Origin of the sequence: Pedobacter sp. Leaf176 (assembly GCF_001424305.1) — a bacterium.
GTDB lineage: Bacteria > Bacteroidota > Bacteroidia > Sphingobacteriales > Sphingobacteriaceae > Pedobacter.
Window position 1 is genome coordinate 353,831 of record NZ_LMPD01000006.1, and the last position, 22,389, is coordinate 376,219.

At 39.5% G+C, this 22,389-nt stretch carries 13 protein-coding genes; 8 read left to right on the plus strand and 5 right to left on the minus strand.

Annotated features, from left to right (window positions below; genetic code table 11):
• Nucleotides 1-156 precede the first annotated feature (156 nt).
• Nucleotides 157-816 (minus strand): class I SAM-dependent methyltransferase, encoded by a 660-nt coding sequence (locus ASF92_RS17570; protein ID WP_231729856.1) that lies wholly within the window; start codon nt 814-816, stop codon nt 157-159.
• Between the two features lie 555 nt (nt 817-1,371).
• Between ASF92_RS17570 and ASF92_RS17580 the strand changes: the two genes are divergently transcribed.
• The 3 genes from ASF92_RS17580 to ASF92_RS17590 are packed head-to-tail and all read left to right on the plus strand — an operon-like array spanning nt 1,372 to nt 3,624.
• Nucleotides 1,372-1,707 carry a PadR family transcriptional regulator gene (locus tag ASF92_RS17580; protein ID WP_056096289.1) on the plus strand — a complete coding sequence of 112 codons (336 nt, stop codon included), beginning with the start codon at nt 1,372-1,374 and terminating at the stop codon, nt 1,705-1,707.
• On the plus strand, nt 1,704-2,300 hold the full coding sequence (locus ASF92_RS17585; RefSeq protein ID WP_056096292.1) for a hypothetical protein: 597 nt from the start codon (nt 1,704-1,706) through the stop codon (nt 2,298-2,300). Before ASF92_RS17580 ends, ASF92_RS17585 begins: the two co-directional genes overlap by 4 nt.
• A gap of 4 nt (nt 2,301-2,304) precedes the next feature.
• Nucleotides 2,305-3,624 carry a serine hydrolase gene (locus tag ASF92_RS17590; RefSeq protein WP_056096295.1) on the plus strand — a complete coding sequence of 440 codons (1,320 nt, stop codon included), beginning with the start codon at nt 2,305-2,307 and terminating at the stop codon, nt 3,622-3,624.
• 577 nt (nt 3,625-4,201) lie between these two features.
• On the opposite strand, the gene ASF92_RS17595 is transcribed toward ASF92_RS17590, so the two are convergent.
• Nucleotides 4,202-4,453, minus strand: a complete 252-nt coding sequence (locus ASF92_RS17595) for a DUF3072 domain-containing protein (RefSeq protein WP_082489608.1) — start codon at nt 4,451-4,453, stop codon at nt 4,202-4,204.
• Between the two features lie 175 nt (nt 4,454-4,628).
• Here ASF92_RS17595 and ASF92_RS17600 point away from each other — a divergent pair, with 175 nt between their 5' ends.
• Complete coding sequence (locus ASF92_RS17600; RefSeq protein ID WP_157263960.1) at nt 4,629-4,904, plus strand: hypothetical protein; 276 nt, start codon at nt 4,629-4,631, stop codon at nt 4,902-4,904.
• A gap of 1,390 nt (nt 4,905-6,294) precedes the next feature.
• On the opposite strand, the gene ASF92_RS17605 is transcribed toward ASF92_RS17600, so the two are convergent.
• Together ASF92_RS17605 and ASF92_RS17610 are read right to left on the minus strand one after the other, a co-directional pair.
• Nucleotides 6,295-6,981: a response regulator transcription factor gene (locus tag ASF92_RS17605; RefSeq protein ID WP_056096300.1), complete on the minus strand. Its 687-nt coding sequence runs from the start codon at nt 6,979-6,981 to the stop codon at nt 6,295-6,297.
• On the minus strand, nt 6,978-8,480 hold the full coding sequence (locus ASF92_RS17610) for a cell wall metabolism sensor histidine kinase WalK (protein ID WP_056096301.1): 1,503 nt from the start codon (nt 8,478-8,480) through the stop codon (nt 6,978-6,980). Before ASF92_RS17610 ends, ASF92_RS17605 begins: the two co-directional genes overlap by 4 nt.
• Before the next feature lie 120 nt (nt 8,481-8,600).
• On the opposite strand from ASF92_RS17610, the gene ASF92_RS17615 reads away from it, so the two are divergent.
• From ASF92_RS17615 to pbpC, 4 genes are all read left to right on the plus strand, one after another.
• Nucleotides 8,601-9,800: a redoxin domain-containing protein gene (locus ASF92_RS17615; protein ID WP_056096304.1), complete on the plus strand. Its 1,200-nt coding sequence runs from the start codon at nt 8,601-8,603 to the stop codon at nt 9,798-9,800.
• A 271-nt stretch (nt 9,801-10,071) separates the two neighbouring features.
• Entirely contained in the window at nt 10,072-15,669 is a 5,598-nt protein-coding gene (locus ASF92_RS17620) for an alpha-2-macroglobulin (RefSeq protein WP_056096308.1), read from the plus strand.
• Between the two features lie 519 nt (nt 15,670-16,188).
• Entirely contained in the window at nt 16,189-16,740 is a 552-nt protein-coding gene (locus ASF92_RS17625; protein ID WP_056096311.1) for a transposase, read from the plus strand.
• Between the two features lie 399 nt (nt 16,741-17,139).
• Nucleotides 17,140-19,518: a penicillin-binding protein 1C gene (gene pbpC / locus ASF92_RS17630; RefSeq protein WP_056096314.1), complete on the plus strand. Its 2,379-nt coding sequence runs from the start codon at nt 17,140-17,142 to the stop codon at nt 19,516-19,518.
• A gap of 214 nt (nt 19,519-19,732) precedes the next feature.
• Here pbpC and alaS read toward each other — a convergent pair whose 3' ends face one another.
• Nucleotides 19,733-22,348, minus strand: a complete 2,616-nt coding sequence (gene alaS, locus ASF92_RS17635; RefSeq protein ID WP_056096317.1) for an alanine--tRNA ligase — start codon at nt 22,346-22,348, stop codon at nt 19,733-19,735.
• Nucleotides 22,349-22,389: the final 41 nt, after the last annotated feature.

Below are 22,389 nucleotides of genomic sequence, written 5' to 3' on the forward strand. Positions count from 1 at the left end.
AACTCGTCATTGCGAGGCCGGAACTGAGCGAGCCAGCATGTACCGATTTCGGTAAAGCAATCTATTATAAAAAGATTGCTTCGTGCCTCGCAATGACGGAGTTTGTTTTTATGATTTTTTTGAGAAGCTTGCCTGACTAAATCAAGAATTAGTTGATCAGTTCGATTTACGCAAGCACCAGGTTGTCATACTTCTGAGATTCTGTACATTGGTCGTCTTGATCGGTTCATAAAGTTCCCCACTCAGTTCATTGCTTAGCCGGAGCAGCAACTCCTGATTCACCAGGAAGCGCTCCGAACCATCTGGAAGCAGGTACCTGCCATTTCCAATAGAACTAACTAAAGACTCGATGCCGATATCAGAAGCCAGCCGGCAGAAAAAATAGCCACCGGGATTAAGCACCGCCCACATCGAATTCAGCATGGCCTCAAAATGTTTTTGATTTTCTGCGAAATGTAAAACCGCACTGCTGATCACCAGGTCGAAAGTTTCCTTTTCAAACGGCAGTTCTTCCACTGCAGCCACCCGGAAATTTTCTTCCGGAATCGCCTGGCCGAATGTCCCGGCATAGCTGCTCAGTTGCGAAATCGCCTCCGGATTCTGATCGACGCCAAAAACCTGCACTCCGCTTTGCAGGAAATAAGTAAGATTTCTGCCCGTTCCGCAACCTGCATCCAGGATAACGCGGCAATCGTCGTAAGTGCCTTTGAGAATTTGATCAAACAAATAGATATCGATGTTTCCGAAGGTCTCCTGAAGTTGCTGGTTTTTCATAACAGGGCAAAGATAAGGGCTGATAACAATAAAACGTACCAAAGCTTAAAGATGCTATCGACTGAATGATTACAGAATTGGAAATCCTGTTTATCAATAGTTAGGATTTGCTAGGCTAAATCCCGAACAGCAAGAACGTTTCACTAATTGGTATTTCCATCCAGCTAGGCCATAGCACAGTTTCCCCGTTCTACGTAAATCCGGCCTAACAAATTTTTCGGGCTGCACTGATCCGGCCGCACAACTGGCTTCAGAAGAAAAATTTTCAGCCGGCATTTTTTGTTTCTTTTTGATGCTAAAAAGAAAGAGCCCTTCGGCGGCGGCGAGCCGAGACAAGACAGTGGTGTATGACAAAAGAATAAATTACATGTCTGTCCGTAGTTTCCAGAGGGCTCGAAGGATTAGGTATAGAAAAGAGTTTGTGACTCGCTTTTATTTGAGTTAGCAAACTCAAATCTATTCTGCATCCGTAGAGACGCTGCGCCTAACTCTACTGACAGTCGAGGAAATTACCCCTTTTAACGGTCATAAAACCACCTAAACTATTTATTTTCAAAATACATTGCTATACTATGTATTTTGTTATACATTTACCGCATGAACGAAGTTTTCTTAACGAATTGGAAATCACAGGTAAAGAAAGGCACATTGACTTTCATTATCCTGAACGTACTGAAGGACAAGAAATATTATGGCTATGAGCTGATTGAGCAGATCAGGAAATTTACCGAAATAGAAATTGCCGAGGGCACCCTGTACCCCCTGTTGAACCGGCTTAAGACAGAAAACTTAGTTGATTCCGAATGGATTGAGCAGGAAACCGGCATCCCCAGGAAATATTACCGGCTGACCAATACCGGCATCAAAACGCTTTTGCAGATGAACAGCTACTGGAAAAATTTAGAAACCGCCATCCAAAAAATAATCCAATGAAAATAGAACCTATAAAATTTAGCCAGGAAGCTTCCGGAAGGGTGTATAAGGATTACATGAAGCGTGTTAGGACAACGACCGCTTCCCTATCGCAACAAGACCAGGACGATGTCTATATGGAATTTAACAGCCATATTTTTGAAGCCATTCAACATAGAAACGATGTCGCTGAAATTGATGCCTTGCTTAATGTCCTCGAAAAACTGGGTACGCCCGAAGAAGTGCTTAAACCACTCATTGCTGATAAAAAGCTGACTGAAGCGACAACAACCTTTAACCCGGTTCATGTATTCAAAGCATTGATCCTCAACTTTACCAATGGGATAAGCTATTTCATATTCTTCTTTCTCTACCTCTTTTTGTTTGCTTTTGTCTTTCTTATCTTAGCCAAGATTCTGAACCCTTCAGAAGTAGGTCTTTTTTATAAAAAAGACACTTTCATGGTGCTGGGCATATCGAGAAACTTAAATAACCAGGGCATGAACGAGTTACTTGGTAACTTTTTTATACCAGTTATGGTACTTTCCATAGTGCTATGCTACTTCATTCTTACGCTGCTTCTTAAACTTAAAAAATCCATCAACAAAAAATAATCTTATGAAAAAACACCTCCTGATTTGCCTGCTGATCGTTTCGGCTTTTAATTGCAAAAGTCAAAACCTGAATACCGCCCGCCTCGATAGTTTATTCCAGGTAATGGATAAAAAAGAGCAGTTTATGGGCAGCATCTCCGTGACCCAGAATGGAAAGTTGCTCTATTCAAAAGCCATCGGATATGCCGACATCGACAGCCGCCAAAGCGTAAACACATTATCAAAGTACCGTATCGGTTCGATATCTAAAATGTTCACGGCGACCCTGATTCTCATGGCTGCGGAAAAGAATAAGATTACGCTCAATCAAACCCTTGACCGATATTTTCCAGAAATTGAGAACGCAAAGAAAATTACAATAGAAAACTTACTGAACCACCGAAGTGGCATTCACAGCTTCACCAGTGATGCCGGCTATTTAGCTTACCTGGACCAATACAAATCCAAAGAGGCTATGCTGAAAATTATTGCCGATGGAAAGAGCGACTTCGAACCGAATAGTAAAGCTGCTTACAGCAATTCCAATTATGTGTTGTTGAGTTACATCGCAGAAGACATCTATAAAAGCAAATATGCCGACATCCTCGATAAGCAGATCATTAAACCCTTAAAATTGAAAAATACTTACTTCGGTAGTAAAACGAATCTGCAAAATAACGAAACCTATTCCTATCAGTTTAAAGATGGTAAGTGGACGAAGGAAAAAGAAACGGATTTGTCAATTCCCATGGGCGCCGGTGGCATCGTTTCGAATCCACAGGATTTGAGCACCTTCATCAGTGCGCTTTTTGCTGGAAAACTGATCACCGTGAAATCCCTGGACCTGATGAAAACAATGAACCAGAAATTCGGACTGGGGCTATTTCAGTTTCCCTATTATGACAAAATAAATTACGGACACGATGGTGCAATCGACGGATTCAAGTCGATTCTAATTTATAATCCGGAGGAAAAATTATCCGTGGCCATTTCGTCGAATGGAACACAGTACCCACTCAACAACGTTCTAATTGCTGCACTGAGTGCCTGGTTTGGGAAACCTTTTGAGGTACCTACTTTTGAAGCAGTGAAAATCAGTTCTGAAATGCTGGATTCCTATGCAGGTCAGTATTCCAGTGCCCAAATTCCACCGAAAATTTCAATTACTAAAACCGGCGACAAACTGTTTGCGCAGGCAACCGGTCAGTCTGCTTTTCCGCTCGAAACCGCATCACCAACCACATTTAAGTTCGAACAGGCTGGAATTGTACTTGAATTCAATGCAGCAAAAAAAGAGATGACACTTAAGCAAGGGGGGAAAGAATTCCTGTTTACGAAGGAATAATCAACTCGTCTTTGCGAGGCCGGAATGGAGCGATCCGAAGCAATCTATTATAAAAAGATTGCTTCGTACCTCGTAATTATGGGGTTTGTCGCTTAACTTTACGGATACAGGTGAATAATCCTCATCGTTTTGTTCGACTCTCCTTCGAGTCTCCTTCGGAAAAACGGCCTTTAAAGCACTGTTTCTGCAACAACTCCCGAACAACCATGCATTTTACCGGACATTTCCGGACAAATCCGGACATTGTGCTCTTGTGGATATTAAATTGTAATCCGCTTTGTATATTAGTTCACCACCCAAAAAGCCCTCTAATCTGTTGCAAGCGTACCACTTCTGACGCTTTCTAAAAGATACCTGAATTTAATTTTCATTGGGATATTCTGAGTTTCAAACAATCATTTAACTCCATTGTTAATCCATTATGACATTCAAAGCACTTATTATCGTTGGCGTAACCATTGGGCTGGTTTCTTTTTTTGGCCTGAGAAAGTTGATTAATCAAAACAATGACCTATCAAACCAGCTACATGAATAAATTGGAAATATGCGCTGAAGAATGAACACCAGCGCATTATTTTTACTTGCTGGTGTCTAATCCTCTGCCAGTTTTATGTTGCAGTTCGTCGATCCTTTTTGATGCAGCAGCTTTAGACAGGCTTTCATCAAATTCTTCACCAGCTTCATCAGATAACGTTTTAAGGTAGGAACTTTGTGCGCCCGTCATCGGTTCGTCGCCCGTTGTCCAATCATCAGGATTTTTAACTGTGTTATCACCTTTTAAATTGTTTTGATTACCCGATATGGGCTCTTGATTTTCTTCGTTAGTCATTTTCTTTAGGTTTTATGCCAATAGACAACAAATTAAAGGCCTTCATGTTTTTTACATTCCTAAATAGATTAACAAAAATCAAATTCGATTATTTATGTTAAATAACTGAAACTTTATATCCTTTATTGCGTTAGGATTAAAACGCTAATAGAATGATAAATTAACGCCATTAGAAATGATAAACTATTGTATAGTATTAAGTTCGGCTGCCTACTTATACGTTTTCGAGCCATTTTTGAGAAGGCGGCACTTAATTTTGCCTGTTCTTTTTATCGGGGATAAGGTTGCCGTTTATATACGCAGAAAATCGGTAGTCGATTTACTGTTCTTAATGATGAAAGGCGAAATCGACCACAATAAAGAAGTTGTAAATGCATTTCACAAAAAGCAGGTTATAGACCGTCCTTACATTCTGACTGGTTCAACCAAGTCTCGATATGATATGAATTAACAGCGGGTAGCACCGGCTGATGGCTAATGGTCACGGCCCGATGAGAACCATATTAAACATTAAGGCAAAAAGCCGTTTGATTACAAAAATCTATATCTTACTTGAAAGCAATTCTGCTCCCGCAGATTAAAAACCGTCGCAGGTTTCTATCTAAAATAATTATTAAAAATGCGTATTGTATTTGCGTATTTATCGCCTAATCTTCTTAGTGCCTTAATGGTATAGTCTTTAAATTTAAATTAACCATTAAGAAATTAAGGTTATTAAGATAAAGATATTAAGATTAATGGAAACCGCTTAATTTTCTTAATGCCTTAATGGTATTTAGTCTTTATACTTAAATTAACAAATTAGATTTAGGGTTATTAAGCTAAACGGAAACCGCTTAATTTTCTTAATGCCTTAATGGTATTTGCTCTTTAACCTTAAATTAACCATTAGGATTTTAGGTTGTTAGGATTAAAGGAAAGCGCTTAATTTTCTTAATGCCTTAATGGTATATAGCCTTTAAACTTAAATTAACCGTTAAGATTTAAGGTTATTAAGATAAATGGAAATCACTTCATTTTCTTAATGCCTTAATGGTATTTGCTCTTTAACCTTAAACTAAGCATTAAGATTTTAGATTGTTATGATTAAAGGAAAGCGCTTAATTTTCTTAATGCCTTAATGGTATATAGACTTTAAACTTAAATTAACCGTTAAGATTTAAGGTTATTAAGATAAATGGAAATCACTTCATTTTCTTAAGTCTTTAAATTTAAATTAACCATTAAGAAATTAAGGTTATTAAGATAAAGTTATTAGGATTAATGGAAATCGCTTAATTTTCTTAATGCCTTAATGGTATATAGTCTTTAAATTTAAATTAACCGTTTAGATTTAAGGTTATTAAGATAAATGGAAATCACTTCATTTTCTTAATGCCTTAATGGTATTTGCTCTTTAAACTTAAATTAACCATTAAGATTTCAGGTTATTAAGCTAAATGGAAATCGCTTAAGTTTCTTAATGCCTTAATGGTATTCGCTCTTTAACCTTAAATTAACCATTAAGATTTAAGATCATTAGGATTAATGAAAAGCACTTAATTTTCTTAATGCCTTAATGGTGTTTGCTCTTAAATCTTAAATTAACAAATTAGATTTAAGGTTATTAAGCTAAATGGAAACCGCTTAATTTTCTTAATGCCTTAATGGTATATAATCTTTAAATTTAAATTAACCATTAAGAAATCAAGGTTATTAAAATAAAGTTATTAGGATTAATGGAAATCGCTTAATTTTCTTAATGGTATATAGTCTTTAAATTTAAATTAACCATTTCTTAATACCTTAATTGTTTTTTCCTACGATATGTATCTGCGGATTCAGCGTGATCAGCGGGAAACCTAATAAACCAGCTTATAACCCTGCCCCCTGATGTTAATGATCACAACTGACGGATCATCCTTCAGGTACTTCCTCAGTTTAGTGATGAAAACATCCAGACTTCGGCCTGAAAAATAATCATTGTTGCCCCACAGGGCATTCAAAATAACGCTGCGGTCGAGCATGCCGTTCTTATTCAGCAAAAGCAATTGCAAAATTTCAGATTCCCGCCTGGTGAGTAAGCGCTGCGTTCCTGATAAGGTTAACAGGCCTTCGGCGTATTGAAAAGAATAATTCCCTATACAAACGTCCGCTTTGTTCTTTTTCTCCGGTGTATAAAGTAACCTGTTATGGCTCAGGAGGGCTTTAATCCGCACCACTAGCTCCTGCATGCTGAATGGTTTTTTTAAATAATCGTTACCCCCACTTTCGAAACCCAATACCACATCGGCCGGTAGAGATTTAGAGGTCAGAAAAATAATCGGCGTTTGTACGTCCATTTGTCTGATTTGGCTGGCTATGGAAAATCCATCGCCATCGGGCAGCATCACATCCAACAATATAATGTCGGGCTTATTTTGATGATACAATAGCATGGTTTGGCTGGCGCTTACTGCATGCCGCACTTCAAAGCCTTTTAATTCGAGGGTTTCCTTTACAATTTCTGCCAGCGCAGGTTCATCATCGACAAAAAGAATTTTATTCATATCGGCCAGCCTAACATAATTGTAGTTCCAATTCCCAATTCACTTTCAATTCTATACCAGCCTTTGTGCTGCTGCAAAATTTGTTTCACATAATTTAGGCCTAATCCATAGCCCTTAACCAAATGGCGATTGCCCTTATTCACACGGTAAAACTTATCAAAAACAAAGGAAAGATCTTTCTCTGGAATTCCGATACCATTATCCTGGAAACGAAATACGAGATGGCCGTTTTCTTTGAACAGGTCGATATTAATAGCCGGATTGATTTTTGAATATTTAATCGAATTATCCAATATGTTGCTTATTGCATGCCTGAATTTAAGTTTATCGACCCCAAATTGCAGCACCCCGCTCTTGTTCTCATAATGGATGTCCGGTTTTTTATCGCTTGATACCTCGTAAATCTGTATGATTTCCTGCATAACCTCATCTACAGGTATGGATTCCTTATGAAATCCCGTTTGCTCACCCTCATACAAGGATAGGTTCATTATTTTATCAACGAGTTGATTAAGCCGTTGTATCTCATTTTTTGCATGATCAAGGTAGCGCGACGTTTTATGTTCATCATGACGTACATCGTACTCCTCAAGTGCTTCGATAGCAACGGAAACTGTTGCGATAGGTGTTTTGAACTCATGCGTGATGTTGCTGATAAAATCATCCTTAATCAAAGCGAGTTTCTTTTCCCGGAACAGGCTTTTCAGCATGAAAGATAAGCAAGCAGCAATCAAAAGAACCAACAGTATTGACGAAACAAGAATCAAACCCATGTTAGATATAATGTAGGAAGCAGGATTGCGGAACATGGCGCGCACATAGCGTTGATTATCAGTATACCGGTAGGTTGGAAATGATTTACTGATAACTGGAAAATTACGTGTTAATTTTTGGCTAAAATGGCTTGAATTGGTTGTGCTGTCATGTTTAAGTGTCAAAAATTGATATGGAATCTCGATGTTCCGGGCCTCAAGGTAATGGTTTAATATAGGTCTTAAACGGGTGGTATCAAATTGATATTTGTTGGCTTTATCAATCATAAATGCACCGAGTTCATGTGTGCGATAATAAACAACATGGTTTTCCAGATCCTCAGACCGGAGTTGTTCTGCAAAATGTTGCGCAACTTTCCGTTTCATTTGCTCATTTCCTGGCCCGATGCTGTCTGGAAGTTCATTAAAACTGAAAGAAGAAAGCATTTTGTTTTTGCTCTTGCCTTTTGCAAGGATGTTATATATGCGCGTGCCTTCTTTATCCAGATTGGAACTGAATATAAACTGAGTTGTGTCCATCAGTTTATTTTCAATTAGTTGTTGCACCGTATCACATCGGACACTAAATTCCTTTTTCACGGCATCTTCGAATGCCATGTTTACCTCCTTTTCAAAATTGAAACGCGTAACCTGATAGTATTTTACAATCCAATACGCTTGTAAAGCTAATAAGGATAACATGGCCAATAAGCAGATTACAATAAGGAAGCGAACGTTTTTTTTCACAAACAAATGTAGTTAAAAGTTGACCTTACCATAAGCCTGTTAACATACTATAACCTAAATTAACTTCCGCGTTAACGGGTTTCAATTTTTGATTATCCAATTTGCACCAAACAAAAAAATATGAAAAAGATATACTTAATTTTAAGTCTGATGCTATCATTTCTATCAAGCCACGCCCAGGGCATTCAGCTGAAAAAAGGAGATGATTTTCCGAACGCACCCGTACAAAATTTGCTTAACGCCCCCGTTAAATCAGTGACGCTTCACCAGCCGGGAGATAACAAAATTTACATACTCAATTTCTGGGGCACCTGGTGCAGCCCCTGTTTACCGGAAATGGATAACCTGGCAAAACTCCAGGATGCAAATCCCAATTCCATCCGAATTATTGGGATTTCAGATGAAGTACCTTCCCGATTACAAAGCTACCTGAAAAAGAAGCCGTCTAAGCTTTGGCTTGCCAGCGACCCAACATTCTTTTTGTATAAAGTATTTGCTTTTTCTTATGTGGGACAAAGTGCCATTATCGACCGTGGCAAAATTGTCGCTTTAGTGGGAACAGACTCCATTAACCAGGTGATGATAAATAAATTAGTGAGGCATCAAACGGTAAACTCTTCCGCTGAAATTAACCAACCGAAGGTGAATAATAATGCGGATATTTTTGCGGTGGATAGCACATTAAGTGAAAGCTTCACCGTAAGAAGTTACATGATTGGACAGCCGGGTATGGCTAAAAAGTATCTTCAACATAATGCTTACAAAGACCGCAGGATAACTTTCATCAATGGTTGTATGACGTATATGTTTAAGGAAGCCTATGGGATAAAATCTGAAAAACAAGTCGTTTATGAAGTAAAAGAGAAAGAAGTTTGCGACTTTGACAATAAGCAGACGCTCTACTGCCTTGATTTGCTGGTTAAACCAGCGGAAAAGGACAGCCTTCTGGTAATTTTGCAGAAAAGATTAAATCAGGTTTTGCCTATCCAAGCCAGGATTGAGTATCGGGATATGCCCGTATATGCTTTAATAAATAAACAATTTACCCTTCCCGAATCTACAAAAAATGCATCCGGTTACGGCTTTAGCGGCCAAGGTTATGAGGGCGAAGCTGTTACCCTTTCTGACTTTGCAGATAATTATCTGAGTAACGAAATGGATCTTCCGGTAATAGATGAAACAGGCCTTAACAAGAAATATGACATAAAAACCGTTGTCGAATTGCGTAATCGCGATGGCATTATAAAATCAATACAAAATATCGGCCTGGATTTAGTGAAAAAGGAAAAAAAGATGAAGGTTTTGATATTATACAAGTAACCTTATAAACTATTCGGGGCGGTTTGGCGCGGCTGCATTTACCAAAGATTTAAGGAAATGGAGGAAAACAGCAGTATTTGCTGAATATAGCCGTTTGTAATAACCGATTATAATGTGAATCAAACTCAACGCCGATTATAATTTTGTTAATTTGCTAAAACATAAATTAAATATACATTACGGCGCATACTAACAAGTTCTTACTTTTCAACATAATTAATTATAACGGGAATTTTAGTTTAATTTGAAGCATATCTAATTAAAATTCCAAATGGACCAACCATCTACCTACCAGTCTTCCTCCAGAAAGAAATTTATTTTTATCGGTGTGCTTGCAGTTTCAATTGCTGCAATCGCATTCATTTATTTTAACCGAAAGAAAAAAACGAATGAAGATAACCAGGCCTATGCAAAATACATCGAAGCCTATACTTCAGGAACCATTTCTAAAAAGAGTTTTATTCGAATACATCTTGCAAATGCAGCCACAGGCATGCAAGACCTGGGCAAGGCTGATTCGCGTGATTTATTCGACTTTTCACCTTCCATTTCCGGTAAAACGTACTGGATTGATCCACAAACTATAGAATTTCGTCCTGATGAAAATTTGAAGCCGGGAAAAGAATATGAGGCCAGTTTTAGGCTGTCTGAAGTTTCGGCTACAGAAAAAGGCTTGGAAGATTTCGACTTCGAATTCAGGATAATTAAACCAGGTGTAATGCTTTCGCAAAATGGTTTAATTTCTCAAAACAATACCTCCCTCGATTACATGAAATTAACCGGGGAAGTGTCTACAGCAGATGCGGAAGAAACTTCGAAAATTGAGAAAATTGTAGAACTGGATTTTGACCAGAAGCTGAAGATAAAATGGCAACATGATCCTGCTAAAAACAGTTCTAAATTCACAGTAGACAGCATTAAAAAGAAAAACACAGATCAGACACTAAAACTTGCCTGGGATGGTGATGCAATAGATGCCGACCAGAAAGGCGAAGAGGAAATCAGGATTCCGGCTTTGAATAAGTTCGAAATATTGGATATGAAAGCCATTCAGGGCGAAGAAGATTATGCGCTGGTTCAATTTTCGGAGCCCATAGGTGTTGGTCAGGACTTAACAGGCATGATCTCGCTGGGCAACCTTAGCGATTTACGTTATACGATTGATGCGAGCCAGGTTAAAGTTTATGCTGCTGAAGAACTAAAAGGCAATTACACTTTAAATGTAAATAACGGCGTTGAGAACATTAATGGTAAAACTCTGGCCACAGGAAAGACGGCTAACCTGGTTTTCGAAGATAAAATCCCGTCGGTAACGATTGCAGGCGGCGGAACCATTTTACCGAATTCGGGTAAACTGGTGCTTCCTTTTGAAGCCGTCAATTTAAAAGCTGTTGATGTTACAGTAGTTAAGGTTTATGAAAATAATATTCCCCAGTTTTTTCAGACGAACAGCTATAAAGACGGCAATGAATTACGCCGTGTAGCTAAACCCATTCTTCAAAAAACCATTCGTTTGGATGAGGATAAAGCATTGAACTTGCATAAAAAGAACCGCTTTACTTTAGATTTGGATAAGATGATTCGCACGGAGCCCGGAGCAATGTATCGGGTTACCATTGCTTTCAGGCAAGAATATAATGTTTATAACTGTAAGTCGGCATCGGACAACGACAATGATGATGATGAGGGAGAATATAACGAATATGGTGAGTATGATGGCTATGGTGAAAAAATCGACGAGGATGATGATTTCTGGCACCGCTATAATAACAACTACCCGAAAAATTACAGATGGAACGATAGAGACAACCCTTGTACACCATCATTCTATACCAATGAACGCTGGGCAAGCCGGAATTTATTTGCTTCGAACATCGGCTTGGTTGCCAAACGTGGGAACGACAACAGTATGCTTATTGTAGCTACGGATTTACTCACTGCAAAACCTTTGAGTGGCGTAAACCTGGAGCTGATGGATTACCAGAAGCAAATTATTTTTACTACTAAAACAGATGGCGATGGTTTTGCCAGATTCGATTTAAAACGTCAGCCGTTCCTGTTGATTGCAAAAAATGGTTCTGAACGAGGTTATTTAAAATTAGATGACGGAAGTTCCTTACCATTAAGTCGCTTCGATGTTGGTGGAGATGTGGTGCAGAGCGGATTAAAAGGCTTTATTTATGGAGAGCGCGGCGTCTGGCGTCCGGGTGATAGTTTGTTTATTTCGTTTATTTTAGAAGATAAGCTGAAAAAACTGCCTGCCAATTATCCGGTAACAATGGAATTTTATAACCCAAAAGGCCAGTTGTATAAACGACTAATAAACGGCAAGCCTGTAAATGGATTTTATAGTTTTAAAACGGCAACTGAAAATACGGCCCCTACCGGCAACTGGATGGCGAAGGTGAAAGCCGGAGGCGCCACTTTTACAAAAACTTTGAAGATTGAAACGGTTATGCCCAACCGCTTAAAAATCGACTTCAATGTCGGCAACAAAACTTATTTAACTGCTGGTACCGGTGCGGCTACCCTATCCGCTAAATGGCTGTTTGGATCACCGGCGCAGAATTTAAAAGCTAAAGTCGACGTTAATTTAAATACCACAGAAACCAAATTTAAAGGTTTCGACGGCTTTAGTTTTGATAATCCGACCGTAAACTTCGAATCGCAGGTGAAGACGATTTTCGAGGGTACCTTGAACGGCGCCGGAACAGCACAAGTAAATACCAATCTGAACGAAAACAATACCGCTCCCGGTGTGTTAAGGGCAAACTTTACGACCAAGGTTTTCGAACCAGGCGGCAATTTCAGTATCGATAATTTTAGTATTCCATACCATGTTTACAGCAACTATTTAGGCATTCGCCCGGAAAAAGGCAATAAATTAAGCGGCATGCTGGTTACCGGTAAAGATCATAAAATTGAAATTGTAAATGTAAGTACTGATGGTAAACTGCTTTCGGGCCGTAAGACCGTTCAGGTTGAATTGTACAAAACCCAGTGGAGATGGTGGTGGGAACAGGATAACCAATATACTTACGCAAACTTCACTCAAAACCAGTATAACAAATTGATAGAAACCAGTCAGGTTACGCTATCAAATGGTAAAGGAAGCTGGAATTTACGTATTGATGAACCCGAATGGGGACGCTACCTGATTCTGGTTCGCGATTTAAATGGCGGTCATGTAACAGGAAAATCAGTCTATATAGACTGGCCAGGCTGGGCACAGCGTGAGCAAAGCGCAAACCCTACTGAAGCATCTATGTTATCATTTACCGCAAATAAAGAAAAGTTTACGGTTGGCGAAGACATTACCTTAACCATTCCAACAGCGAAAAATGGCAGGGCTTTAGTTTCAATTGAAAATGGAAGCCGTGTTTTAAAAACCTTCTGGATTGATACAGAAGCCGGCCAAACACAATATAAATTCAAAGCGGAGAAAGAAATGGCGCCAAACGTTTTTGCGAATGTTACACTGCTACAGCCCCATGCGCAAACCGTTAACGATTTACCAATAAGAATGTATGGTGCAATTCCAATTGCTGTTGAAGACCCGCAAACCATTCTGAAACCAACCATAAAAATGTTGGATAAAATTAAACCTGAAATAGAAAACACCATTACAGTTGGCGAGCAAAACGGTAAAGCGATGACCTATACTATTGCCTTGGTTGATGAGGGATTGTTGGATTTAACCCGTTTCAAAACACCAGACCCGCATAGCGTATTCTATGCCCGTGAAGGATTGGGCGTTAAAACCTGGGATTTATTTGATTATGTTTTAGGTGCATGGGGTGGAAATTTAGAACGCATTTTAAGTATAGGAGGTGATGGCAGCGTTAATAAAAATTTAAACCCTGCAAAAGCCAACCGTTTTAATGCTGTCGTTAAATTTATGGGGCCATATACCATCGGTAAAGGTGAAAGCAAAACTCATAAATTCAAGTTACCACAATACATTGGAGCAGTGCGGGCGATGGTGGTTGCGGGTCAGGATGCTGCTTATGGTTTTGCAGAAAAATCAGTGCAAGTTAAAAAGCCATTAATGGTTCTGGCAACTTTACCAAGGGTTATCGGTCCTGGCGAAAGTTTTACCCTGCCGGTAACTGTTTTCGCCACAGAAAATAATTTGAAAAATGTTTCCGTTCAGCTGCAAACCAGTAACTTAATTGTTCAGGGCAATAATAAACAACAGCTGTACTATAAAAAAACGGGCGAGCAAATGACTTATTTTGAAGTGAAAGCACCTAATACGGTCGGCATTGCTAAGGTTAAGATCATAGCACAAAGTGGTGCTGAAAAAACAGTTTACGACGTGGAAATGGATATTCGAAATCCAAATCCATACATAACCAATGTGGTTTCAGCAACCGTTCAACCTGGTCAGAAATGGACCTCAGGTTACGCCCCCATCGGGATGGGCGGAACAAATTCTGGAACATTGGAAGTTTCATCTATTCCGGCAATAAACCTAAAAAAACGTTTAAGTTACCTGATTCAATACCCTCACGGATGTATAGAGCAAACTACATCAGGTATTTTCCCTCAGTTGTATTTAGACAGGTTAAGTCCGCTGACTGAACAGCAAAAAGCCATGACGGAAAAAAATATTAAAGCTGGAATTACGAGGATTAAAGGGTTTCAAACCCCTGATGGCGGCTTGTCTTACTGGCCTGGTGAAGGCAGTTCTGACGAATGGGGTAGTAATTATGGCGGTCACTTTTTAGTAGAGGCGCAAAACGCCGGTTATACTCTACCCGTGGGATTGCTGGATGAATTATTACGTTATCAAAAAACAAAAGCAGTAAACTGGGCACCAAATAGCAATAATTTTTACGGTGGCGATTTAACCCAGGCCTACCGTTTATACATGCTTGCATTGGCGAAAAAACCAGAGATGGCCGCGATGAACAGGTTAAAAGCATTCGAATACCTATCTGTTGCAGCGAAATGGCGTTTGGCTGCAGCTTACAAACTGGCCGGACAAGCTAATGTTGCTCAAAATATGATCAGCGGATTGAATACATCAATCCAACCTTATAAACAACTGGGCGGAACCTACGGTTCAGATATACGTGATGAGGCAATGATTTTAGAAACCATGACCTTACTTGGTCAGAAAACCAAGGCGGCCAGTTTACTGCAACCCTTAGCGGCAAAATTAGGCGAAAACACCTGGTACAGCACGCAAACAACTGCTTACAGTTTACTGGCCATCGCAAAATTCTGTGGTGCCAACCAGTCTTCAAATAAATTGCAGTATCAATATGCATTAGATGGAAAAGCCGCAACTGTAAATTCTGCTCAATATATCAACAGCACTGCAGTTAACTTTAAAGGCAATACCGCATCAATCACGAACAAAGGCAATAGCGTGTTGTTTGTTCGTTTGGTTCTGGAAGGACAACCGGTGGCTGGTCAGAATAATTTCTTGCCAAACCGGCCTGATGTGTTGGATATGAACGTGGTTTACAAACGTTTAAACGGAAAGCTTTTAGATCCGACAACTTTAAAACAGGGAACCGATTTCTACGCAGAAGTTACCGTTAAGAATCCTGGAAGAATGGGTTATTATGAACAAATGGCTTTAACTCAAATCTTTCCATCGGGATGGGAAATTATTAATACACGTGTTAATGATAACCAAAGTATTCTGGCTTCGTCTCCATTTACTTATCAGGACATCAGGGATGACCGGGTTTTCACTTATTTCAATATCAGAGAAAATGAAAGCCTGGTTTATAAAGTGTTATTAAATGCATCTTATTTGGGTAAATATTATTTATCAGCCGTTCAATGTGAGGCAATGTATAACAATGATATTTCGGCAACGCAGGACGGTAAGTGGGTTCAGGTGGTGAAGTAGGTGTTTAAAAATGCTTTAAAAATTACTGGTTGTAGCGTCTCGCTACAACCTATAATTAAGGAAGAGCCATGGAATGAGATCAGTAGAGTTATAGCAGTTGAAATTAATATTATTGAATTATATTATAGTCGTAGCGAGACGCTACGACTAGGTTTTAGATTGCAGAGTTAAAAAAACGACACTGGTTGTAGCGTCTCGCTACGACCTATGATCAAGGACAGGAACCATGGAATAAGATCAGTGGAGCAGTTGAAATTAATATTATTGAATTGATATTATAGTCGTAGCGAGACGCTACGACTAGATTTTAGATTGCAGAGTTAAAAAAACGACATTGGTTGTAGCGTCTCGCTACGACCTTTGATCAAGAACAGGAACCATGGAACAAGATCAGTAGAGCAGTTGAAATTAATATTATTGAATTGATATTATAGACGCTACGACTAGGAGTTTGTTTAAAAGATTAATTGGACACTGGTCGTAGCGTCTCGCTACGACCTCACTAGTCGATAAATTACAATGGGTAGAAAGTATAAATTTCATGATAATACCAAACTCTACTTCGTCATCTTTACAGTTGTGGATTGGATCGATGTATTTACAAGGATAGAATACACAGAAATTATTTACAACAGCTTAAGATTTTGTCAGCAAGAAAAAGGTTTAGAACTTTATGCCTATTGCATTATGACGAATCATATCCATTTAATTATCGGAACTGAAGCCGATTCGTTACCTGACATTGTAAGAGATTTCAAAAGTTTTACCTCCAGGCACGTTAGGAAAGCAATTGAAAACAACTCGTATGAAAGCAGAAAAGAATGGATAATTAAAATTATGAAAAAACTGGGTTCAGATAATGAAAGAAATAAAGACTTCCAATTTTGGCAACAACACAATCACCCGATAGAGTTAAATACAAATGAACTGTTGGACCAACGTTTAAATTACATTCATCAAAATCCGGTTAAAGCTGGATTTGTTGAAAAAGAGGAAGATTGGATTAATAGCAGTGCCGGGGATTATTATGGAATTAGAAAAGGAGCGGTCGAAATTATTATTATTGAATAATTTTTTAGTCGTAGCGAGACGCTACGACTAGAGTATAGTAGAACGATTTAATAGAGTATTTTTATAATCCGAGACTAGTTGTAGCGTCTCGCTACGACTGTGATAAGGAACCATGGGATGGCTTATAGTGTGAGAGCAATTAAAATTATTATCAACGAATAATATTGAAGTCGTAGCGAGACGCTACGACTAGAGTATAGTAGAACGATTTAATAGAGCATTTTTATAATCCGAGACTAGTTGTAGCGTCTCGCTACGACTGTGACCGGGATTACGAACCATGACTTCTGATTAGTAGGATTATAGAGTCGTAGCGAGACGCTACCACCAGAGTTAGTAAAGTTACATTTTAAGTCGTAGCGAGACGCTACGACTAGAGTTAGCACGAAAATTAAAACAATGAACAAAACTCCAAAAGCATTTCTGATTACCGACATCATTTGCCTTCCCCTGCTTCTGGTTTTTATGTTCTCGTTACCCACAAAACTTTTCAAATCTCCTACCTCTTACGTAATAGAGGCCAGCAATGGAAATTTATTGAGCGCCGCAATCGCGAGCGATGGACAATGGCGATTCCCCGTTGCAGATTCTGTACCCGTTAAGTTTAAAAACTGCATCATTGCTTTTGAAGATAAACGCTTCTACAATCATTTCGGAATTGATTTTCTGGCCATGAGCCGGGCCATGCGGCAAAATTTTAAAGCCAGAAGTGTGGTTAGTGGTGGAAGTACCTTAACCATGCAGGTTATTCGCTTATCAAGAAAGCAGGACAGAAACATTTGGCAAAAATTATTAGAAGTGATTTTAGCTTTGAGAATGGAACTTAAATATTCAAAAGGAGAAATTATTGGTTTATATGCGGCTAATGCACCTTTCGGAAGTAATGTTGTCGGTTTAGAGGCAGCAAGCTGGCGCTATTATGGCCGCGATGCCAACACGTTATCCTGGGGGGAAATGGCAACTTTAGCGGTCCTTCCGAATAGTCCTTCGTTGGTGCATCCTGGAAAAAATTCAGCACGTTTAATTAAAAAGCGAAACGATTTACTAGATAAATTGGCAAAGCTAGATTATATCGACCAATCGACAGCGAACCTTTCAAAACTAGAACCTGTTCCCGGTAAACCTATGCCTCTGCCACAAAATGCGCCACATTTGTTAAACCGTTTTAAACTGGAAAGAACAGATCTCGAAATTAAGTCTACCCGAATACGGTCAACGCTGAATGAAGCCATTCAGCTAAAAGTAAATTCGATATTGAAACGGTACAATAACCGGTATAGGGCAAATGATATTAATAACATTTCAGCTTTAATTTTAGATGCAAAAACCGGACAGGTTGTAAGCTATGCGGGTAATATTTATCAACCTGAAAACGCCGCTTTAGAAAGCCATGTGGATATGATTAAGGCATCGAGAAGTCCGGGAAGTACGCTTAAACCATTGCTATATGCGAGTATGTTAAATGACGGCTTCCTTTTACCGCATACCCTGGTTCCGGACATACCTACTCAGATCGCTGGCTATTCACCACAAAATTACGACCTGGGATACGATGGCGCCATTTCTGCCGATAAAGCTTTAAGTCGGTCGTTGAATATACCTGCGGTAAAAATGTTGCAGCAATACAAATACGAAAGATTTTACGATAAGCTTAAAAAGCTCGGAATCGGCACGCTGAATCAACCTGCCGACCATTATGGCTTGTCGCTCATTTTGGGCGGAAGTGAAGTAACCATGTGGGATTTGGCAAACACTTATATGGGTATGGTTCGAACCCTGAATCACTTCAATACCTACAAAGGTTTATACAACCTGGAAGATTACAAACAAGCTACCTATTTTGAGCGGGATAAAAATGAGAATAAAGATTATCAACGCAATTCATTTTTAGATCATGGTGCGATCTGGGCAACGTTCAATGCGATGGAAGAGGTTATGCGGCCAGGCGATGAAGGCTTATGGGAGCAATTTTCATCCTCACAAAGGGTTGCCTGGAAAACGGGTACCAGTTTCGGTTTTCGCGATGCCTGGGCCGTCGGATTAACACCAGATTATGTTGTATGTGTTTGGGTTGGCAATGCCGATGGTGAAGGCAGGCCTGGATTGGTTGGTATTGAGGCTGCAGCGCCGGTTTTATTTGATATTTTCAGATTATTACCCAATGGAAAATGGTTTGAAACGCCGACGACAAAATTGAGAAAAATCAAGGTTTGTAAGCAAAGCGGCTATAAAGCGGGAGAAAATTGTCTGGAAATTATAGATGAGTTGGTTCCCTCCGCTGGAGAAAAAACTGTAGCATGTCCTTTTCACAAGTTGGTACATCTGGACAGAACCGGTACGTACCGGGTAACTGACCAATGTGAGAACGTAACCAGTATGCAACACAAAAGCTGGTTTATATTGCCTCCTGCGATGGAATATTATTATAAAATAAAAAACAGTGATTACAAAAGCCTCCCTCCTTTTATGCCCGGATGTGAAAACGCCGGAGGAAACAGCGTAATGGAATTAATTTACCCTAAAAACGGTGCTGTTGTGTATATTCCATTGGAACTCGACGGAACACGTGGGAAAATTGTTTTAAATGCAGCACATAGAAATCAAAACGCTAAAATTTACTGGCACATCGATAACGAATATATCGCCACAACCACAAATTTCCATCAGCTGGCCGTTAGTCCGGCACCGGGAAAACATACCCTAACACTGGTTGACGAAAACGGTGAAAGGCTGGTTCAGTTTTTTAGCGTTCTGGATAAAGAAAAAAACAAAAAATAGTTATTAATGATTAGCTATTCTATCCTTAGAACTCAGGGAAATTGCTTTTAAAACATTTGTAAACATTAATTAATCACGGAAGCACAGAAATCACGGAGGAGGTTAAAATTTTCCGTGGTTTTCGTGCTTCCGTGGCAAACATAATGCTTAGGCATGCGCAGAAAGAGTAAGAATTACCAGAGAAAAGTTAAAAGCGATTTCCCTGATAGAGGGATTACTGGACTATAAAATCTGAAGCCTTCTCTAACACAGCTTTTAAACCTGCAGGATTCTTACCGCCTGCAGTGGCATAAAATGGTTGTCCACCGCCACCGCCTTGAATTTCTTTACCCAATTCACGGACAATATTCGACGCATTCATCCCTTTTTTCACCAAATCATCAGAAAGCATAACGGTAATCCCAGGTTTACCATCAATTTCTGTTGTAAAAACTAGGAACAGGTTATCAATCATATCTTTCAGAGAAAAAGCAAGATTTTTAATCGCATCAGCACTCTGCAAATCAATATGTTTTGCAATAAGGTTTACACCATTTATCCCGCGGACGTGGTGCACAATTTCATGTTTTAATATAGTTACGCGCTCTAAAGTGGATTTCTCAATCTCTTTCTTCAGTTTTGCATTTTCATCAAGCAAGGCCTGAACCGCTGCTGATAAATCCTTGGAACCGTTTAATAGTGTTTTCAAATGGCCGAGTTCTTTACGCTGGTCCAGGAAATACTGCTCCGCCTTATCGGCTGTAATGGCCTCGATTCTACGAACACCGGCAGCAACAGCACTTTCAGATACAATTTTGAAAGAACCTATTTGCCCGGTTGCTTTAACGTGTGTGCCACCGCAAAGTTCTTTAGAGAAATGATCATCAAACGTAATCATACGCACGAAATCACCATATTTTTCGCCGAACAGCGCAGTTACGCCGCTTTCAATCGCATCCTGGTAAGGCACATTACGCTGTTCCTTCAACTTAATGTTTTGCCTGATTTTCTGATTCACTATCACCTCAATCTGAGCCAGTTCCTCGTCGGTTACTTTCGCGAAGTGAGAAAAATCAAAACGTAAATAATCTGCATTTACCAAAGAACCTTTTTGGTTTACATGTTTGCCTAAAACTTGTTTTAATGCCGCATGTAATAAGTGTGTCGCTGAATGGTTATCTTCCGTTAAAACCCTTTTATCTTCATCAACCACCGCCCAGAATTTTCCTTCCAGATTATCAGGAAGGATATCTGCAAAGTGAACGGTCAGGCCATTTTCTTTTTTTGTATCGGTAACATCTACCCAAAACTGGCGGCTATGGTCTTCTAAACGGCCGGTATCGCCAACCTGACCACCACTTTCTGCATAAAAAGGGGTTTGACGCAAAACGATTTGATATTGCTCTTTTCCTTTTGCTTTAACTCTACGGTATTTTAATATCTCGGTTTCAACTTCCAGATCATCATAACCTACAAATTCACTTTGCTCATCGGCATTTACGATGATCCAATCGCCCGTATCAATGGCTGTAGCGGCGCGGCTATCATCTTTCTGTTTCTTAAGGGCTTGCTCATACCCAGCTATATCAACACTCCAACCCTTTTCCCTGGCCATCAATTCAGTCAAATCGATTGGAAAACCAAATGTATCTGATAATTCGAAAGCGAAACTGCCCTCCACCAGGTTATTGGTCGCCTGATATTTTTCGAAACGTTGAATACCAGTAGACAAAGTCCGTAAAAACGAAACCTCCTCTTCTAAAACAACTTTTTGAACAAAATCCTGCTGTGAAATCAATTCATCGAAAACACCTTTAAACTGTTCGGCCAATAAGGGAACCAACTGGTTTAAAAACGGCTCTTTAAAATTTAAGAAAGTGTAGGCGTAACGTACGGCGCGGCGTAAAATCCTGCGGATAACATAACCCGCCTTGTTGTTTGATGGCAGTTGTCCATCTGCAATTACAAAGGAAATCGCCCGGATGTGATCGGCCATAACACGCATTGCGATGTCGGTTTTCTCATCAGCACCATATTTGATTCCTGATTTTTCTGCAATGAACTGAATCATTGGCTGAAAAACATCCGTATCATAATTAGAAGTATGCTCTTGCAAAACCCTCACCAGACGTTCGAATCCCATTCCGGTATCCACATGTTTTGCCGGTAGACTTTGCAGCGACCCATCTTTCAAACGGTTAAACTGCATAAATACGTTATTCCATATTTCGATAACCTGCGGATGGTCTGCATTCACCAAAGTGGCGCCCTCAATCAGGGCCTTTTCTTCATCAGTGCGGCAATCTACATGGATTTCAGAGCATGGGCCACAAGGACCAGTATCACCCATTTCCCAGAAGTTGTCTTTTTTATTCCCAGGTAAGATATGGCTTTCGTCAATATATTGTTTCCAGAGATCATAAGCTTCCTGGTCTTTCTCCAGCCCTTCTTTCTCATCACCTTCAAAGTAGGTAACATATAATTTATCCTTCGGTATTTTATAAACCTCCGTCAGTAATTCCCAGCTCCAGGCAATGGCTTCTTTCTTAAAATAATCACCAAAACTCCAGTTGCCTAACATTTCGAACATCGTATGGTGGTAGGTATCGATACCCACTTCTTCCAAATCATTGTGTTTTCCGGATACGCGCAAGCAGCGTTGGGTATCCGTAACACGCGCATATTTAATGGCGGCCTCCCCCAGAAACAAATCTTTAAACTGGTTCATTCCTGCATTGGTGAACATAAGCGTCGGATCGTTTTTTACAACAATCGGCGCCGACGGAACAATATGATGTTGTTTCTGTTCGAAAAAATTAAGGAACGCTTGTCTTATTTCTTTAGCTGTCATTATTTTAGTATTGGAGGAACAAAATTAAAATTTTATTACGT

Bases quoted from the DNA above. Each gene is read 5' to 3' on its own strand.
- ASF92_RS17580 (WP_056096289.1), top strand. From the start codon at position 1,372: ATGAACGAAGTTTTCTTAACGAATTGGAAATCACAGGTAAAGAAAGGC.
- ASF92_RS17585 (WP_056096292.1), top strand. From the start codon at position 1,704: ATGAAAATAGAACCTATAAAATTTAGCCAGGAAGCTTCCGGAAGGGTG.
- ASF92_RS17590 (WP_056096295.1), top strand. From the start codon at position 2,305: ATGAAAAAACACCTCCTGATTTGCCTGCTGATCGTTTCGGCTTTTAAT.
- ASF92_RS17595 (WP_082489608.1), bottom strand. From the start codon at position 4,453: ATGACTAACGAAGAAAATCAAGAGCCCATATCGGGTAATCAAAACAAT.
- ASF92_RS17600 (WP_157263960.1), top strand. From the start codon at position 4,629: ATGATAAACTATTGTATAGTATTAAGTTCGGCTGCCTACTTATACGTT.
- ASF92_RS17605 (WP_056096300.1), bottom strand. From the start codon at position 6,981: ATGAATAAAATTCTTTTTGTCGATGATGAACCTGCGCTGGCAGAAATT.
- ASF92_RS17615 (WP_056096304.1), top strand. From the start codon at position 8,601: ATGAAAAAGATATACTTAATTTTAAGTCTGATGCTATCATTTCTATCA.
- ASF92_RS17620 (WP_056096308.1), top strand. From the start codon at position 10,072: ATGGACCAACCATCTACCTACCAGTCTTCCTCCAGAAAGAAATTTATT.
- ASF92_RS17625 (WP_056096311.1), top strand. From the start codon at position 16,189: ATGGGTAGAAAGTATAAATTTCATGATAATACCAAACTCTACTTCGTC.
- pbpC (WP_056096314.1), top strand. From the start codon at position 17,140: ATGAACAAAACTCCAAAAGCATTTCTGATTACCGACATCATTTGCCTT.
- alaS (WP_056096317.1), bottom strand. From the start codon at position 22,348: ATGACAGCTAAAGAAATAAGACAAGCGTTCCTTAATTTTTTCGAACAG.